The 17647-nt window shown below is 35.7% G+C and carries 15 protein-coding genes; 5 read left to right on the top strand and 10 right to left on the bottom strand.

Going from position 1 to position 17647, the window contains the following annotated elements:
* Positions 1–168: 168 nt before the first annotated feature.
* The gene (locus C1638_RS01955) at positions 169–2025 is read left to right on the top strand and encodes a M61 family metallopeptidase (protein WP_109617714.1); all 1857 of its coding nucleotides are present in this window, start codon (positions 169–171) and stop codon (positions 2023–2025) included.
* Positions 2026–2070: 45 nt separating this feature from the next.
* Here C1638_RS01955 and C1638_RS01960 read toward each other — a convergent pair whose 3' ends face one another.
* From C1638_RS01960 to pepE, 4 genes are all read right to left on the bottom strand, one after another.
* Positions 2071–3243: a sensor histidine kinase gene (locus tag C1638_RS01960; protein ID WP_185140406.1), complete on the bottom strand. Its 1173-nt coding sequence runs from the start codon at positions 3241–3243 to the stop codon at positions 2071–2073.
* Positions 3244–4617 carry a D-alanyl-D-alanine carboxypeptidase/D-alanyl-D-alanine endopeptidase gene (gene dacB, locus C1638_RS01965; RefSeq protein WP_109617716.1) on the bottom strand — a complete coding sequence of 458 codons (1374 nt, stop codon included), beginning with the start codon at positions 4615–4617 and terminating at the stop codon, positions 3244–3246.
* 109 nt (positions 4618–4726) lie between these two features.
* Complete coding sequence (locus C1638_RS01970) at positions 4727–5587, bottom strand: hypothetical protein (RefSeq protein ID WP_109617718.1); 861 nt, start codon at positions 5585–5587, stop codon at positions 4727–4729.
* Positions 5587–6279, bottom strand: a complete 693-nt coding sequence (pepE, locus tag C1638_RS01975) for a dipeptidase PepE (protein ID WP_109619041.1) — start codon at positions 6277–6279, stop codon at positions 5587–5589. The genes C1638_RS01970 and pepE overlap by 1 nt, the downstream gene beginning before the upstream one ends.
* Positions 6280–6468: 189 nt before the next feature.
* Between pepE and C1638_RS01980 the strand changes: the two genes are divergently transcribed.
* On the top strand, positions 6469–7029 hold the full coding sequence (locus C1638_RS01980; protein ID WP_109617719.1) for a tetratricopeptide repeat protein: 561 nt from the start codon (positions 6469–6471) through the stop codon (positions 7027–7029).
* Positions 7030–7082: 53 nt separating this feature from the next.
* On the opposite strand, the gene C1638_RS01985 is transcribed toward C1638_RS01980, so the two are convergent.
* Entirely contained in the window at positions 7083–7571 is a 489-nt protein-coding gene (locus C1638_RS01985) for a YdeI/OmpD-associated family protein (protein WP_109617721.1), read from the bottom strand.
* Between the two features lie 207 nt (positions 7572–7778).
* Here C1638_RS01985 and fsa point away from each other — a divergent pair, with 207 nt between their 5' ends.
* Positions 7779–8432, top strand: a complete 654-nt coding sequence (fsa, locus tag C1638_RS01990) for a fructose-6-phosphate aldolase (RefSeq protein WP_109617723.1) — start codon at positions 7779–7781, stop codon at positions 8430–8432.
* A 75-nt stretch (positions 8433–8507) separates the two neighbouring features.
* On the opposite strand, the gene C1638_RS01995 is transcribed toward fsa, so the two are convergent.
* From C1638_RS01995 to C1638_RS02010, 4 genes are all read right to left on the bottom strand, one after another.
* Positions 8508–9083 carry a sugar O-acetyltransferase gene (locus tag C1638_RS01995; protein ID WP_109617725.1) on the bottom strand — a complete coding sequence of 192 codons (576 nt, stop codon included), beginning with the start codon at positions 9081–9083 and terminating at the stop codon, positions 8508–8510.
* 160 nt (positions 9084–9243) lie between these two features.
* Positions 9244–10149 carry a GLPGLI family protein gene (locus tag C1638_RS02000; protein WP_109617727.1) on the bottom strand — a complete coding sequence of 302 codons (906 nt, stop codon included), beginning with the start codon at positions 10147–10149 and terminating at the stop codon, positions 9244–9246.
* 54 nt (positions 10150–10203) lie between these two features.
* Positions 10204–11967, bottom strand: coding sequence for a M56 family metallopeptidase (locus C1638_RS02005; protein WP_109617729.1), 1764 nt, complete (start codon positions 11965–11967; stop codon positions 10204–10206).
* Between the two features lie 5 nt (positions 11968–11972).
* Positions 11973–12338: a BlaI/MecI/CopY family transcriptional regulator gene (locus C1638_RS02010; protein ID WP_076351535.1), complete on the bottom strand. Its 366-nt coding sequence runs from the start codon at positions 12336–12338 to the stop codon at positions 11973–11975.
* A 455-nt stretch (positions 12339–12793) separates the two neighbouring features.
* Here C1638_RS02010 and C1638_RS02015 point away from each other — a divergent pair, with 455 nt between their 5' ends.
* Together C1638_RS02015 and C1638_RS02020 are read left to right on the top strand one after the other, a co-directional pair.
* The gene (locus tag C1638_RS02015; protein WP_109617731.1) at positions 12794–14002 is read left to right on the top strand and encodes a PepSY-associated TM helix domain-containing protein; all 1209 of its coding nucleotides are present in this window, start codon (positions 12794–12796) and stop codon (positions 14000–14002) included.
* A gap of 10 nt (positions 14003–14012) precedes the next feature.
* Positions 14013–16136 (top strand): TonB-dependent receptor domain-containing protein, encoded by a 2124-nt coding sequence (locus C1638_RS02020; protein WP_109617733.1) that lies wholly within the window; start codon positions 14013–14015, stop codon positions 16134–16136.
* A gap of 304 nt (positions 16137–16440) precedes the next feature.
* Here C1638_RS02020 and C1638_RS02025 read toward each other — a convergent pair whose 3' ends face one another.
* The gene (locus tag C1638_RS02025) at positions 16441–17643 is read right to left on the bottom strand and encodes a DUF4374 domain-containing protein (RefSeq protein WP_109617734.1); all 1203 of its coding nucleotides are present in this window, start codon (positions 17641–17643) and stop codon (positions 16441–16443) included.
* Positions 17644–17647 lie beyond the last annotated feature (4 nt).

Below are 17647 nucleotides of genomic sequence, written 5' to 3' on the forward strand. Positions count from 1 at the left end.
CGCAAAATAACACTGCTGATTTTGCCCTTTTTAATTATATATTTTCTATTCATTAACTCTTTTTACAGTTTTACTTTTTATCCTATGAAATTTTAAGAAAAGTTTAATACTCCACTTCGTAACAAATTGCAGAAAAAAGCAACTATTTAACTATAAAATTTAAACCTAATGAGAAAAACAGCACTTAGCTTAGGCCTTTTTGCCGCTTTTTTAGCCAATGCACAATCAATAAAAACCACTATTGACCTTGTTAATGTAAAAGATGATAAAGTAGCCGTTACCATGGAATTTCCGAAAATGAAATCCGGGGATGTTAAGTTTCATTTTCCTAAAACAGTTCCGGGTACTTATTCTGTAGATGATTATGGAAGATTTGTAGAGGGAATCAAGTTTTATGATAACAAAGGCAAAGAACTTACTTATACAAAGGTAAATGACAATACCTATTCATTGAAAAATGCTCAGAACCTGACTAAGATTTCTTATCTTGTGAATGACAGTTTTGATGAAGAAATGGACACTTCAAAGCATAAAGCCGTATTTTCTCCTTCAGGAACTGATATTGAACAGGGGAAAATCTATATGGTAAACACCCATGGTTTCGTTGGGTATATTGATAATATGCAGGATGTACCTTACCAATTGATCATACAGAAACCCACTGACTTCTATGGAACAACAGCTTTGGTAGATCAGGATAAGTCTGACTCTACAGATACTTATACGCTGGCCAATTACGCCAAAGTAACGGATTCTCCGCTGATGTATACCAAACCGGATTTCATCACTTTTAATGCAGGCGGAATGGAGCTTGTATTGGGAGTTTATTCGCCAACAGGAAAATATAAGGCAGCAGATTTCAAGGCTAATCTTGAAAAAATGGTTGTTGCCCAAAAGAAGTTTCTTGGGGATATGAATACCAATAAAAAGTATGCAATCATGTTGTATCTTTCCGGGGGTGACGGACCAAAAATTAAAGGTTTCGGAGCTTTAGAGCATCATGAATCTACTAGTGTAGTTCTTCCTGAAATGATGCCTAAAGATGCTATTGACCAAACAATCACTGATGTCGTTTCTCACGAATTCTTCCATACTGTTAATCCTTTAAAGACGCATTCTGAGGAGATTCATTACTTCGATTATGCAGATCCTAAAATGTCTCAGCATTTATGGATGTACGAAGGTGGAACGGAATATTTTGCTAATTTATTTCAGATTCAGGAAGGTTTAATTACCAAGGACGAGTTTCTTAAAAGAATTGGAGAAAAAATTGCCAACTCTAAGAATTACGATGATACGATGCCATTTACGGTAATGAGCAAAAATGTATTGCAGGATGCTTATAAGGATCAGTATAGAAATGTATATGAGAAAGGAGCATTGCTTGCCATGTGCCTGGATATTGAACTGAGAAAATTATCTAATGGAGAAATGGGCTATCGTGATATGATCAGAAAATTATCTCAAAGATTCGGTGAAAATAAGCCGTTCAAGGATGATAAACTGATTGATGAACTGGTAACCGTAACCGGATATCCACAGGTAAAGGATTTTTATAATAAATATATTGCAGGAAGCCAGCCAACACCTTATGCCGAATACTTAAGCTCGGTAGGTGTAGAGGTACATAAGCAGGAAACACCTCCTATTTTCTGGTTTATCAGAGATCCAAATCAAACAGGTTATGATGATAAAACCAAAGCTCTTGCCTTTGATGAGAATTCTGCTCTGTCACCTTTCGCTAAAAGCATAGGATTTAAAATTACAGATCAGATCCTTGCTTTGGATGGGAAAACAATAGATATTCAAAAAATTCAGGACTTTATTGGTTACACCAAAACCATTAAGGAAGGTCAGAATGTTACGGTAACCATTTTGAGAGATAATGGAGGTAAGAAAGAAAAAATGGACCTTAAAGGAAAGGCTATTTTAGATAAGATGTCTATGGAGGCGCTTGGGTTTAAAGCCAATGCTACTCCGGCAGAACTGAAATTACAAAGTCAGTGGCTGACTGGTAAAAAATAAAAACAAAAAGCGGGGAAAACATCCCCGCTTTTATTATGCTTAAATTTACGCTTTTCTAATCGTTATTCTAAAGGTAGTTCCCTTTCCTACTTCTGTCTGGGAAATCTTAATATCTCCGTTATGATATTCATGAATAACTCTTCGGGCTAATGATAAGCCTAATCCCCAACCTCTTTTCTTAGTAGAATATCCCGGTTTAAAAGCATTTCTCGCTTGCTGCTTTGTCATACCACTTCCGTTGTCCTTTACTTCGATCAGAATATTTTTATTTCTCTCAAAAACTGACATGGTAATGGAACCCTCACCTTTCATCGCATCCACCGCATTTTTCACAAGGTTTTCAATCACCCAGCTCATCAGAATTTTATTGTGAGGAACCAAAACTTTGTAGGTAGGAAGATGGAGGGTAAAATTGACTTTTCTGGAAATTCTGGTCTTTAAATAGTCATAATTTTCCTGAATAGTTTCATTAAAATTCATGTCATTCAATTCCGGAATCGATCCTATCTTTGAAAAACGTTCGGAGATGGTTCTTAGCCTTTCAATATCTTTCTCAATTTCATGAACTCCTTCAGAATCCGGAGTATCCAGCTTCATAATCTCCATCCAGCCAATCATTGAGGACAAGGGAGTTCCTATTTGATGGGCAGTTTCCTTGGCCAAACCCGCCCAAAGATATCCTTCATCTGTTTTTTTGATCGTTCTGAAAAACCAGAAAGTGAATCCAAAATACAACAGAATAAATAATCCTAAAATATAAGGTGAATAGCGTAGATTATTCAGCAGGCGTGAGTTATCATAATACACAAACTGATTGTTCCCATCCGGAACCTTGATTTCAATCGGAGCATAGTTTTTCTCCATACTTTCCATCAAATCATGCAGTTGTTCAGGGTTCTTGATGGTGCTTTCCGGAATGTTTCTGTAATATCCCAGATCGAGAATAGGTTTTTTGTATTTGTCCGTTACAATGAAGGGAATAGTATTATTAATATTCAGGATTTCGGGAAGAAGGTCAAGAACATCAGTATCCGGAGTCTTTACCTCCTGTTGGATTCTTATCGCCTTAGAAAGAAGACTGATCCTTTTGATCTCCTCTTTCCTAAGAAAATTAATAAGCGATGTAGAAGCCACTACAATGGCAATCACCAAAGTAGTCATCACAACAAAAATAATCCAGTTGTTCATTCTGGCTAGTATAGATTTCCTCAAGGCCATTTATTTTAAAACATTAAGAATTTTCTGCAGCTCTGCACTTCCACTTCCCTGATAATTGTTGATAATAATTGAAAATACATATTTTTTTCCATCTTTGGCAGTATGATAGCCTGCAAAAGATTTAGTGTCTCTCATCGTTCCGCTTTTCATTTTCATCCCATTATCCTGAACTGGAAATCCATCATAATAGGATTCAAACCACGATTGTTTCTTAGCATATAAAAGAGCCTGAACTTCCGCTTTGGCAGCAACATAATTCTGGGGAGAAAGCCCACTTCCATCGGCAAAATTGATCATATTTGAATTGATTCCTTTTGATTTCCAGAATTCTTTCAGATAGGCTACTCCGCTTTTGAAACTTGGATTTCCTTTTTTCTCTTTTCCCAGCGTTTTAATGATGGTTTCTCCGTAAAGATTAACGCTTTTTCTCAAAAACCAGTAAACAATTTTATCGAGGGTTGGAGATTGGTACGTCAAAATAACATTAGTTTTGGGAGCTTCCAGGGCTTGTTTTCCCTCTATTTCAAGCTGTGAATTCGTCACTGCCTTTCCTGAAAGTTCTATTCCTGATTCTTTTAACCATAGCTTTACCTCTGAAGCCAGTTGTAAAGGAGGATTGGGTGTAGATCCGGAAACCGTTACTGTTTTTCCGCCCGGAAGCATTCCGTTGATTAAAGCAACATTGGAATGAGGTGCTGTAAAGATGAGGCTTTGATCGGAACTACCACCAGCCTTTAAATCATTGAGCCATTTCACTCCTTCCAATGGATAGGAAAAGCTTTTAAAATCTGATCCGTTAATATTGATATCAAATTGATTTTCTCTCCAGTTGATTCCCCAAACCCCTGCTCCATAGTAATTTCCAAGGTCATCCCAAGGCCATCCACCGGGAATTGTCTGATGATCAAAGTAAGAATCATCAATAATCAGGTCACCTGATATTTTTGTAATTCCTGAGTTTTTAACAGCCTCAATTAGTTTCTTTTTGAAATTTTCAGGTTTGTAGGCATCATATCTCCAGCTTCCCAGCGTAGGATCACCATTGGAGCTGATAAAAAGATTCCCGTTCAAAATACCTCCGGAGATATTTCCGGAATAGCTTGACGTTGTGGTATAGGTGTAGTTCTTCCCTAATGTTTCCAATGCAGCGCCTGCTGTAAAGATTTTCTGGGTAGAAGCTGTTGAAAGTCCTTTATTTCCTTGATATTCGTATATAAAATTCCCGTTTTCATCTGATACATAAAACGATAAACTAGAGGAAACCGTTCCCGAAGAATCCATAAGATCCTTGGTTACCTTATCTAATTTCTGGGCTATATTTTGAGCCGAAAAAATCTGTACAGAAAGGGTAAGAACTGCAAGTGTTTTTTTCATTACATTGTAGTTTGGTTGTAAACTTTACTAATGCCTCCAAGCCTTTACAGCATTTATAAATGCTGTGCCCGGAGCTTTTTTATTTTATTTAAATTCTAATCAAATATAGTTAAAATAAAAGCTTTTCATATTCACTGAGATCGTTGTGACTGAAAAGAATCTGATGATCAGGAACTTTCTCAAATGAACGGTCATACTTGAAGTATTTTTCATAATCATCTTCATCTATAAAAAGCTCTATCTGACAATCTTTGATATAGCCTGATTTTTCTCCATAATCTTCAATAGAAGATGCAGAATCATTCCAGGGCTCATGATGACAACGCAGACATTCTCTCTGATGAATTGCTTTATAGCCACATATTTCACAATCCTGCAGGTTATTAAACAATTCAGAGACATCGTATTGTATCTCTTCAGCAAACAGATGTGAAGGAATAGTCTTTAAAAGCAAATAATAATTGGGTTGCTGCCAGGAAAAATAAACCTGCTCTTCTTGATCCAATTCAGGCCCTGTAAACCATATACCTTGGAGATCATATTCAATCTCCACGCTCGTAACGTCTTTAAGGTTCAATATCTTTTTACCTTTTGATTTGACATTAAGATCTTCGTCAATTTCAATCACAGATTGCTGTTCCAGAAAATGACTTAGGCATAAAGTGGTTTGCCAGGAATCTATTGTTCTCATTTTACCCTCGCTTCCACAGATCTCACAGGTTTTTGTAGATAATGTCGAGTATTTGTCGATAATATTTTTAAGCGTTATATTGAGTTCTTCATGCTCAGAATAAATATTGCAACACAGTTCTCCGAATTTTTCTTTTCCGAAAACATCATTTTCAATATTCCAGCCTCCAATGGCAAATTCAAACAACATGTGTCTGATCATATTCCTCCATCCGGTACTATTGACAGAAAAATTCTTCAGATTACGCTCTATAAAGTGGTCTATCTCTTCCTGTCTCATTACAATGAGCTTCCGGCCTCTAATTCATAAGGTTCCTTGTTCTTTTCAAAAATTCTAGTCAGTTCACTACCTTCAACAGTAATGGTATCTCCAGCTCTTCGAATCCAGTTCCCTTCTCTAAGCCCTACAACCTTGATATGATTCTGAGTAAGAAATTCCATGATACGGGTTTCCCTTGTTTCTCCGTTATGTTTCAAATCCGGATTGGGATCAAGATAATGTGGATTGAGGTTGAAAGGAACCAATCCCATGCAGTCAAAGCTTGGCGGATAAACAATCGGCATATCATTCGTTGTTTTCATGTTTTGCCCTCCGATATTACTTCCTGCACTGCATCCAAGATATGCTTTTCCGTTGCTGACATTTTCTTTTAGAACAGACATTAAGCTTTCTTCGTGTAAGGTTTTAACCAATAAAAAAGTATTTCCTCCTCCGGTAAAATAACCTTTTGCCTGATGTATGGCTTCTGCTTTATCTTCAAATTCATGAAGTCCTTTTACTTTAATATTGATGGATTCAAAGAAAGAACGTGCCTTTGCAGTGTAGTCATCATGAGAAATACCTCCTGGTCTTGCAAAAGGGATAAAGACAATTTCGTCAATTCCGGTATATAATGTAATAAGTTCTTCTCTTAAGTATTCTAAGTATTCTCCACCAAAAAGTGTGGAGGTTGAAGCTAATATGATATTCATATAAGGGTTATATTGATTATAGAAATAATGTTGAACAACAAAGATAGCAAACATCAACGAATCAAAAATTAAACTAAAAAAAACATTTTATTCGTTAATATTTTCTAAAAAACCCTAAAGCTTCTAAAAATTTAGATTTTGTGGAATTATTATTGAATTTTAGAATTTAGAATTTTAAAATATTAGATTATGAAAATGACGAGAGTAAATATTAAAAATCTATTTTTAGGTTTAATACTTGTAGGAAGTGCAACTTTTGTAAATGCACAAACTACCCAAACAGACAGTGCCAACGCTACAGCTAATGCAGCTGCAACCACTCAAACAGGTAATCCTACTATTGATGGTCTTAAAAAACAAATTGAGGCTAATCCAAAGGATACAGAATCATTGGCAAAACTGGCAGCAGCCTATCAAGATGCTTCAGACTGGACCAATGCAGTAGAAACATGGAAAAAAATATCGGCTTTACTACCGGATTGGTCACCATCATATTACAGCCAGGCTTATGCGTATCAATCTGCTAAAGATGATGCCAATGCAAAAATTGCTTATGAAAAGTATATTGCCACTGTAAAGCCTGAGGAAGTGGAGCAAAATAAGAAAAATCTGGCTTATGCCTATTTCTATATTGCTTTCGCAGAACAACAAACAGATCCTAGTAAAGCAAAAGAACATATTGCTAAGTCTATACAATATGATCCAACCAATCAGGATGCTGTAAAACTTAGTAAAGCATTAAATTCATAAATATAAAATCCGGAAAAATTTCCGGATTTTTTTATGGTTTGAAGCGAATTGTTTTATTCAATATTCTTTCCAAAAAAGTCTGTTTCACCATGCAGATGCCGAATGATCTTCTCAATATTCCGTTGAACGCTGGCCTCTGTTTTCAGATTGTTGATATACCGAATTAGCTCATGGCGTCTTGATGGAATGAGTTTTTCAAAATTAGAAGTCGCCAGATCACTACTTTTTATTGCCTGTTCCAATTGAGGGTGAATAGGAATACTCCTGTCAGAATCATCATATTCTAAAGCTACTTCAATGGTTTCTCCAATTCTCTTGGGTGAATTCTTCAGCATTGTAAAATTAATATACAGTCTCCATTCTCCTAAATATTTCATTAGGTTTTGCTTAAATTCCTTTCCATTTATGGTCCCTTTTACCGGAATCGGGCTTTTATTTCGTCCTGAGTCTTCAAAAATTCTTTCCAGAACTTCTTCAGGAATAAAAACAAAGGGATTGATCCCAATAATTTCTAAGGGAGCTGTAAAACTGTTGCTTTTCATGAGTAACAAATTTAAATGATTTTATAAAGTGTACAATCTAAAAAGTAGTTAGATGCTATAGTAGCGATCAGATAGGTAATATTAACGATTAGACTTTCTCATTCTAAAACATTTTTATACTCAAAACTTAACCTTTTACCCACAAAATTCATATGTAAGAACTCAATTAAATCACCTATCTTTGCATCAATAAATCTATTTAACAAAATGAAATTTTTTATTGACACAGCTAATTTAGAGCAAATCAAGGAAGCGAAAGATCTTGGAATCTTAGATGGTGTAACGACCAACCCTTCATTAATGGCTAAGGAAGGTATTCAGGGAACTGAAGCAATCAAAAACCATTATAAGGCGATCTGCGAGCTTGTAGATGGAGATATTTCTGCTGAAGTACTTTCTACAACGTATGAAGAAATGATCAAGGAAGGAGACGAATTGGCTGCAATCCACCCAAATATCGTTGTAAAAATCCCAATGATTAAAGACGGTATCAAGGCTTTAAAATATTTTTCTGATAAAGGAATCAGAACTAACTGTACTCTAATTTTTTCTTCAGGACAGGCTCTTTTGGCAGCTAAAGCAGGAGCAACTTATGTTTCTCCATTCCTAGGAAGATTAGATGATATTTCTACTGACGGATTAAACCTTATTCAGGAGATCAGATTAATTTTCGATAACTATATGTTTGAAACTGAAATTCTTGCTGCTTCTATCCGTCACTCTATGCACATCATCGACTGTGCTAAAATTGGAGCTGATGTAATTACATCTCCACTGCCTCCAATCTTGAGCTTATTGAAGCATCCATTAACGGATAGCGGACTGGCTCAGTTTATTGCAGATTCTCAGAAATTAGCATAAGACTTAAAGTCTTTTCAGATATAAAAAATCCCGGAACTTTGTTTCGGGATTTTATTTATAGTTCATAATATTGATTTAAGAATCTGTATTTTCCTCGGCAATATTTTTAACAACTCTACATGGGTTGCCTACTGCCACTACATTCTCCGGAATATTTTTAGTAACAACACTTCCCGCACCTATCACGGTATTATTCCCAATGGAAACTCCTGGTAAAATGACTACATTTCCTCCTAACCATACGTTATCTCCCACTGTAATGGGATGTGCATATTCCAGACCTTCATTTCTCTGTTTTGCATCAAGAGGATGTCCCGCTGTATAAAAACTACAATTGGGACCAATAAAAACATTATCTCCGAATTTTACAGGAGCACAATCTAGAATAACGAGATTATGATTGGCATAAAAGTTCTCTCCCACCTCAATATTATATCCGTAATCACACCAGAAAGACGGTTCTATACATAGGTTTTCCTTTGTACTGCCAAGAATCTTTTTAATCAGAGTATTTCTACTTTCGGTATCAGAATTTTTCAATCCGTTATACTCCAGACATAGATCTTTACACGCAATACGCTCCTGAATCAGCTGTTCATCATAATTGGCGTTATATAAAAGTCCTGCAGCACATTTTTCTTTTTCTGTCATAACTATTAGATTCTAGATTTAAAAACAGCTTAAAAATATAAATATTTGTCATAATTAAGATAGGCTTTTATGTATATTTTCATTCAAAATCTTTTATCTAGAAACAAAAAAAACAGGACACCTCTAAAGTTACCCTGTTTAAGTAGAAAATAAAATAATTTTAATTCACAAGATCCGGTTCTATCGGATTGTTATCTTTTTGAAGAACTTCTTTTGTTCTTTTCTCCATTTCTCTGAAGACCTGGCTTGGGTCTGAAATTTCCTTTCCGTCTGACGTTTTTACTTTAAAGGCAAACTTAGTTCCTGTTTCTCCTCCGCTTTTCATCATCAGTTCTCTCATATTCTTTGTAGGATCGTTTACATAGGCTTTCCATGCTTTTTTAAACTGATCTTTTGTCACTTCTATTTCCTTTCCTCCCAATCCCAACACTTTCACATTCTCAGGAAGCTGAATTTCCTTTTCTGAGCTTTGAGCTTTTACCGTCTTATTTCCTGCCAGTACCATAATATGAGATCCCGTAGCATCTTCAAGCTTTACAATTAGCCCAGGAAGTCCATAAAAAATATAAGGCCCATCCTGAAAAGGAATCTCTGTTGTAAACCAAGCCGTCCAGTCTCTTCCTCCTAGGGTGGTTATTGCTTTTTGGGCATTGTATTCTCCTATTTTTTGTTTTTCAGGTAATATTTTCCATTCCGGTTTTTTATCTTCCTTTATCTTGTATTTATCCATGGAGATACTTCTGAAAAGATAAGTTTTAAAATCTGGATATTGCTTGGTGACTTTATAAGCAACCTGACCTGGTTTTTCTCTCCTGTTCACGCTTATATTTCCACCACCTGCTTTCAGTTGATTTTCAAGTTCTGCCCTGCTTATAGAATCTGCAACAAATTTATCATGGCTGTAATAGTTTGATCCGTCTTTGTCAATGTCCAACAGCATCATTTCCTTTTTCACCTCTTCTTTATTATTAGAATCGGGAATAAACTTGTATTCATAAAAGAACCTGTTGACTTGTGCATTAGCCAATACACCCAGGAACATCAAAAATAGAATTTTACTTTTCATAATCAATAATAAAAAAAGCTTTGCCAAATGGTATTGACAAAGCTTGATGAAACTTTATTTCTTTGTCTGAAGTCTTATTTCGCTCTCAGTACCTTTCATTTTATTTTCCTTAATGACATTGATACTTGCAATATTTTCAGGCTTTATAGAGTGAAACTCTTCTTTGGAAACTATTCTTCCGTCTACGAAAAACTTCGATTCATCAAAGCCGTTCATATTATATTTCTTGATCCCATTCATGGCAATGTTTCCATTTCCGTCTTTTTTAATGAAATCTGCCTGCAAAACCATCACGTTTGGTGAAGTACCTGCTTTTGTAAAATTAATTTCCTTAAAATCCCTGCCAACAGCTTCAGCTGCTATTCTCTGAGCTTCAATTCTTGCCTTTGCTCCTATTTTTCGGGCTTCTTCTCCGGCTTTTCTTGCAGCTTCTCCATTTATTCTTGCTTCTTCACCAGCTATTCTTGCAAGTTCACCTTCCTTTCTGGCTCTTTCTCCCTCAGTTCTTGCCTGCTCAGCCGCTTCTCTGCCTATTCTTCCTGCTTCTATTCCAATTTTGCTGGCTTCTCTACCTGCTTTCGCTGCTTCTCTTTTAATTTTACGAAGTTCCTTTTTATCAAGAGGGTTCAGGTTTTCAAGCTCTTTCATTTGATTTTTCCATTCAGCAGAGTTGAAATATTCATCAACTTCTATAGATGCTGCAATACCTCCTATCTCTGATGCCAGGGTACTTATTTCATCAATTTTTTTGTCAAATGCTTCGCTGTCTGGGCTCAAATTATTCAGTTCATTTTCCTTTTCACTTAATTTTCTTTCAAGCTCAGCCAGCCTTTCATTGTCACCAGGTGATTTTGGTTTAGATTCCGTAATCTCCTTTTGTTCTGTTTTTTCTTTTACCGTGTCTATCTTAATCTCTGAAACTGCTTTTTTAATAGAAAGGTTTGTTTCTTCAATTTCTCTGTTTTTAGCATTTACCAAATAAGCAAAAGCTACTGTAAATAAAACTGGCAACGCTAAGATTCTATGCGCATACCCGAATTTGGTTTTTGGTTTTTGTAACATTTTAAGTCTTTTTTTAAGGTTTGAACTTAGAAACGGACTTGCAACAGCCAGCTGTGTTCCGGAAAAGTGGCTTGCTAAAAGCATCTGCGCAAATGCTTTGGTGTCCGAATTCTTTACGGCTTTTTTATCAGCCAGATATTCATGGATTAAACTAATTTCTCTTTTAATGATATGAAAGAACGGATTGAACCAGAAAATAGCTGTAGTAACTTCGATAAGAATCTTATCAAATGAATGCTTCTGTTCAATATGTACCATTTCATGCTTTAAAATTTGCTCTCCTATTTCAGAATCCAGTGTGATGGTATTCTTCCAGAAAAGGTTTTTAAAGTAAGAAAATGGAGCTTCGGTGAGGTTTGTACGGTAAAAATTGATCCCGTCAAAACTTTCTTTCTGAAACTGTGCTTTAAACTGCTGAATCTTAAAGATCCCATAGAGCAGCTTCCCTATAAGATAGAGAGAAACCAGTCCCAGAGCTGAAAAAATAATGCTAAAATAAAGGTTACCATTGTCTAATTTTTTTTCTGTTTTAAAATTCTGAATTTTATCAAGAAGCATATACATGTCACTATTTACTTCTATCGTAAAATCTTCTACTTTGATAAGGGGCAGTAGTAATGATATTAAAATTGCCGCCAGCAGATAAAATCTGTTATAATGATGGAATGTCTTGTCTTTTAAAGACAACCGATAGTACAAAAACATTACACCCGAGCATAAAATTAATTTTCCAAAGTATAAAAGTATTGCCTCCATGGTTATTAGTTTTTCTTTTTAAGTTCGTCTAACAGCATTTCAAGATCCTCTACTGTCATTTCATTTTTTTCTACCAGGAATGAAACGGCACTTTTATAAGAACCTTTGAAATAGTTTTTTACAAGACTTTTCATTGTTTTTCCAGAGTATTGTTCTTTTGTAACCAGTGGAAAATATTCATGCTGTCTTCCATGTACGTCATAGTCTACGAACTCCTTGTCTTTCAATACTTTCAAAATGGTAGAAACGGTATTTGTATGCGGTTTTGGTTCCGGAAAAAGATCAAGAACATCTTTAAGAAATCCTTTCTCCAATTTCCATAAATACTGCATTACCTGTTCCTCTGCCTTTGTTAAAGTTTGATGTTTCATATCTTATTCATTTATCATTATAGTGATATATCATCCATGAAATTCATATCACTAATAAATTAGTTATACAAATGTAGAAATAAAATTGAATCAAACAACTATTTTTTTAGTGATAAGACATAAATAAACATAATCAATTGATTAACAACGCAATAAAATCACTTTAAATGTATTCATTTATTAGTAATAGTAAAATTATCATTGGTTTAATGAAAAGAAAAAGCACTATTTACTTTGAAAAATTATAAAATTTATACCTGGCACTTACCTGTAAAAACACAGCTGCAATTTTTTATAATAGTTTCTTCTTTATTCTGATATAGTATCAACTCTTATAAATCCTAATAAAAATCAGGTTTATCAGGTAAAATAAAGCCCTCACACTGTTTAGAATTATTACAAATAAAACTATATTTGCAACTTACTTATTTTTAATAAGACTAAATAATAATAAAATGCAAAAAATTGGCCAAAAGAAGTCCAAGGGTACCTTTAAAAAATATATTCTGAAAGCTCACTTGTGGCTCGGACTGCTTTCTGGGATCATTGTATTAATAGTTTCTTTATCAGGCGCTTTTTTTGTTTTCAATGAAGACATTACCGCAGCATTGCGTAAGGAGCACACTTTTCATGGAGAAAAGGATATTCAGCATAAGAAGCCTATTCCTATACGTGAGTTAAAAGACCTGGTGAATGCCCAACTGAAAAATGAAATCGTAAAAACAGAGGAAGTTACGATTCCTATAGACCCTACCCGTTCCTACCAATTCTCACTGCTCAAAAGTAACCGGGACGGCTGGAATCACTTCAACACATTTATTGTCTATAAAAATGTTTATGTAAACCAATATACCGGAAAGGTACTCGCAATATACGATGTAAAAAACAATCCTTTCTTTATCTGTATGATTTTGCATCGTTCACTGCTGCTTAGTAATAAAGTAGGGGGTACTATTGTGGGAGTGTCTACTATTATCTTTGTGATCATGCTGATTACCGGCATTATCCTTTGGTGGCCAAAGAATAAAAAGATGCGCAAACAGCGTCTATGGTTTCGTTGGGAGAAAGTAAAAGGCTGGCGACGTAAAAACTACGATGTACACAACATCCTTGGCTTCTATGTTTCCTTTCTTGCTATTATTGTAGCTATTACCGGTATTATGTATTCGTTCCGTATTACGCAAATGTGGCTATATGTATTACTCAATGGCTTTTCTTCAGCTACTCCGGATTACAGTCAGTATAAAACAACCGCACCGGAATCTGTTGAAACTGCAACAACTATAGACCGCATCATAGAAGAGGTAAAAACTCATTACCCGAAAGCATATTCTTTTGGCATTGATCTGGAAGATCATGCCGAGGCAGATCACCAACACGATAATTTAAGCATCTGGATCAAGGAAAAAGAATTCACTTATGCTGAGTCTTCCATGATGATTTTCGATGAACATTCAGGGAAGCTTCTATTTAGCCGTCCGCATAAAGACAAACTTATGGCTGAAAGAGCTACAGATGCTACCTATGATTTGCACGTGGGGGCTTTCTTCGGAATGCCCGGAAAAATACTGGCATTTATAATGAGTTTATTCTGTGCCTCGTTGCCAGTAACGGGATTTATGATCTGGTGGGGCCGAAGAAATAAAAAGAAAACAACAACCTAAATCTATTATCATGAAGAAACACTATATATGGTTACCTTTAATGGCAAGCCTGAACGCTTACGGACAGACGGAAAGTCTGACCGATTCTTTGCATACAGAAAAAATCTCAGAGATTAGCGGTATTGTAGTAAAAGGTAGCAAAGCGGTCTTTCAGCAGAAAGCCGACAAAATGATTTTTAATGTAGAAAATAGTGTATTATCCGATGGTACTACGGTACTGGAATTATTAGGAAAAACACCGGGTGTAGTGGTTTCGCAGGAAGGCGAGCTATCCCTACGTGGTAAAAAAGGAGTAAGTGTAATGATTAACGGTAAGCTGAGTTCCCTTTCTACTAAAGAACTGGCCAATCTATTGCGCTCTACCAATTCTACACTGGTAAAGAATATTGAGATTATTGCTAATCCATCTTCCAAATACGATGCTGCAGGAAATGCAGGTATCATTAATATCGTACTTAAAAAGAGCTCTTCAGAAGGATTTAGCGGGAACTATTATCTGAACGGCGGAAGAGGTCGTAAAAACAGAATTAATACCGGCCTAAGCCTGAACTATACTCATAAGAAACTATCCTTGCACGGAGATTACAGCTATACTTTCCGTGGTGAGGAAGAAAGACGAAATTTTAGTCAGATCTTTTTTGATGAAAAACAGCCTCAACAAATGACGAGGAGAACAGATCAGAATTCAATAACCAATGAGCCTTTAACTTCCAATAATTTTAAGTTCGGAGCAGATTATGCTTTAAGTGACAAAACGACTATTGGCGCTTTATTCGATGCTAAAATAGGACGATATGAAGACTTTTCGAGTGGTGAAAACAGAATATTTCAACCTGTAGATAATTTGTTTGCTCACGTTCTTTCGGATAACAAAAGCAAAGAAAACTGGTATGATTACACCTATAATCTAAAGGGTACACACATCTTCAATGATAAGGATTATAAGGTAGATGTGGATCTGGAATATGAAACTTCACGCTTTAATTCCCATCAGAATCAGCTTTCAAATGCATTGGTGAATCAGGGAACAGAGAAGTTTAACAACAGAAGGGGCAGCATTGCTTCCCGCCTGAAAGTCTTTAATGCTAAGGTAGACTTTACCCTACCTTTTAGTGAAATGCATAGCTTAGAAACAGGTCTGAAATCTACGATAAAGTCTAACAACAACCCTTCGGAGTATTTTATACAGCAAGGGGAGAACTGGATAAATGATGATAAAGCAAGTAATGAATATGTGTACAAAGAGCAGATTCATGCATTATATACCAATTATAAGCTGAATCTTACGAAATGGACATTCCAGCTGGGATTGAGAGCAGAAATGACACACACGGACATTAATCAGAAAACGTCTCAAGAACAGCGAAAAAGGGATTACACGAACTTGTTCCCTAGTGCGTCTATCAAATATCAGGCGAACGATCAGCATGGATTCTATGCTTCGTACAGTAAAAGGATCAACAGACCGAGCCATTTTGATCTGAATCCGTTCCGTTTTTATGATGATCCATTCAACTATTGGCAAGGAAATCCGAATCTGAATCCTGAGTTTACTCACGCAACAGAATTAGGCTATACATGGGGAAAATACATTATAGCTTCGGCTTACTTTAGTGTAACAAACGATGTAATGACAGAAGTATACAACTACCAGCCTGATACAGGAATTCTGGTAAAGACTCAGGATAACCTGAATAAGTCTTATGTATATGGTGCCAACATAACGGCAACTACAAAGCTTTTCAATTTCTGGTCACTTACCTCCATGCTTAATGTATTCAACAATGAGTATAAGGGAAATTACCAGAATTACTCGATAAACAGTTCACAGCTGGCATTTACATTGAATGCACAGAACAGTTTCAGTATTGCAAAAGGGGTGAAAGCTGAGGCTAATGCACAGTATTTCTCGAAATCAAACATTGGCTTATTTATCCGTGATGCTTACTTTGATTTGACATTAGGGGTTTCTAAAACATTATGGAAAGATAAAGCAACAGTAAAACTAGCAGTAACGGACTTATTAAAAACAAATAATTACCGTGTCACGGGAGATAATTTCAGCTCTACAATCCGACAAAAATACAATCTGGACAGCCGTGTGGTAACATTGTCATTCAATTACAAGCTTTAGAATACCAAATCCTAGAAATAAAAGCTATCAGATAGCTTAGAGTGGTCGGAAGAAATATCCGGCCATTTTTAGTATATCAAAATCTTAACTTATCAAGATGAGTATGGTATGAAATACCAACCTTAAAAGGCTTTAAATAATACAATATTGCACTTTGAACAGAGTCGAATGGTTTACTTTTCATTATTAAGCTATTTGAAATACACGGTTTAAGCAGAAACAAAAAGCTGTTCTCAATAATTTTGAGAACAGCTTTTTTAATCAGGTAAATATTCCGTATTTCTACGATATGGATAAGCCATGATTAGTCATATAACTTATCAAAGCGGGCAAAGCCTGAAATCTTATCAGGAAGCTTCATTCCTTTAGTTATTTTATCAGTTTGCAGATCATAGATCCATACATAATTTCCCCCTTTATTGGTGTTTATAGCAATGTATAACTTTTTATCCTTAACAAATATTCCTTGTTCATAGGGTTCATCTCCCGGTAGCTCGTCCAATACACGAACCAATTGTTTGGTTTCGATATCTACAATCGCATAGCGACCATTATAGGTATTACCTAGTGCCGGATCGCGGTATAGAACCACCATTTTATTGTTACCAATATAATCGATTACTGTTTCCAGAGATTTGCCTCCTACAAGATCGGTAAGATTGATCTGATATCCTGCATCTGGTGAAGTTGCTCCTTTAAGCGCTCTGAAAAGATAAATGCTACTTGTTCCCGCTCCTACACGTGGGAAACAGGTATAATAAAAAGCTTCTTTATCTTTTGTAAAGGTAGTTTTGAAATAAGGGGAACCATTTGCAACCCCCGAGCTTCGAGTATCAGTGATCGAATTTTTCACTTTGAAAGTTTTATAATCTATTACAGCAAAATTGTAATATTCCGGAGTGAGCCATTTCCCGTCGCGGAAACTATACTGCAAGTAGATCTGTCCATCCATATAGGTCATAGCACCCAGCGAATAGAAATTATAAGCATTTGGGAAAGGCTGGAATCCTTCAATCTCACCCTGACGGATAATACTAAGGTCTGAAGTATTGAAAATAGTATAGCGTATATGCTGGCCATCACCTGTTTCGCCTACAATAACCAAAGTATTATCATCTATCCATACATAACTGGAAATATCACTGATATAGGTAAATGGGACTTCCTTTACAGTTGTCAGCTTATCCTGTGTATATTTAAACTTTTTAAAGACACCCTGATCGGTTTTATAATTATAGATAAAACCATTTTTTACAATGTAGGAGTAGGTTCCTTTGGAGTTAATCTCGTCTCCTTCTTTGGTAATATCCATTTCTCCTTTTGTAAGATCGTTGGCAGCCGTCATATAATGTACGGTATTAGGCCAGCTTCCTAAGGCTGAAAGCAGAAAGTATTTATAGTCTTTTTCACCGCTTTCGGAACTTCCGGAGTCTGGTTCTCGTTCACAACCAATAATGGTTAAACATGCAAGTATTAAAAATATACTGTTTCTGAAGTATTGTGTCATGATC

Origin of the sequence: Chryseobacterium oncorhynchi, assembly GCF_002899895.1 — a bacterium.
GTDB lineage: Bacteria > Bacteroidota > Bacteroidia > Flavobacteriales > Weeksellaceae > Chryseobacterium > Chryseobacterium oncorhynchi.

Bases quoted from the DNA above. Each gene is read 5' to 3' on its own strand.
- fsa (WP_109617723.1), top strand. From the start codon at position 7,779: ATGAAATTTTTTATTGACACAGCTAATTTAGAGCAAATCAAGGAAGCG.
- C1638_RS01960 (WP_185140406.1), bottom strand. From the start codon at position 3,243: ATGGCCTTGAGGAAATCTATACTAGCCAGAATGAACAACTGGATTATT.
- dacB (WP_109617716.1), bottom strand. From the start codon at position 4,617: ATGAAAAAAACACTTGCAGTTCTTACCCTTTCTGTACAGATTTTTTCG.
- C1638_RS02005 (WP_109617729.1), bottom strand. From the start codon at position 11,967: ATGGAGGCAATACTTTTATACTTTGGAAAATTAATTTTATGCTCGGGT.
- C1638_RS01955 (WP_109617714.1), top strand. From the start codon at position 169: ATGAGAAAAACAGCACTTAGCTTAGGCCTTTTTGCCGCTTTTTTAGCC.
- C1638_RS02020 (WP_109617733.1), top strand. From the start codon at position 14,013: ATGAAGAAACACTATATATGGTTACCTTTAATGGCAAGCCTGAACGCT.
- C1638_RS01970 (WP_109617718.1), bottom strand. From the start codon at position 5,587: ATGAGACAGGAAGAGATAGACCACTTTATAGAGCGTAATCTGAAGAAT.
- C1638_RS02000 (WP_109617727.1), bottom strand. From the start codon at position 10,149: ATGAAAAGTAAAATTCTATTTTTGATGTTCCTGGGTGTATTGGCTAAT.
- C1638_RS02015 (WP_109617731.1), top strand. From the start codon at position 12,794: ATGCAAAAAATTGGCCAAAAGAAGTCCAAGGGTACCTTTAAAAAATAT.
- C1638_RS01995 (WP_109617725.1), bottom strand. From the start codon at position 9,083: ATGACAGAAAAAGAAAAATGTGCTGCAGGACTTTTATATAACGCCAAT.
- C1638_RS02010 (WP_076351535.1), bottom strand. From the start codon at position 12,338: ATGAAACATCAAACTTTAACAAAGGCAGAGGAACAGGTAATGCAGTAT.
- C1638_RS02025 (WP_109617734.1), bottom strand. From the start codon at position 17,643: ATGACACAATACTTCAGAAACAGTATATTTTTAATACTTGCATGTTTA.
- C1638_RS01985 (WP_109617721.1), bottom strand. From the start codon at position 7,571: ATGAAAAGCAACAGTTTTACAGCTCCCTTAGAAATTATTGGGATCAAT.
- pepE (WP_109619041.1), bottom strand. From the start codon at position 6,279: ATGAATATCATATTAGCTTCAACCTCCACACTTTTTGGTGGAGAATAC.
- C1638_RS01980 (WP_109617719.1), top strand. From the start codon at position 6,469: ATGAAAATGACGAGAGTAAATATTAAAAATCTATTTTTAGGTTTAATA.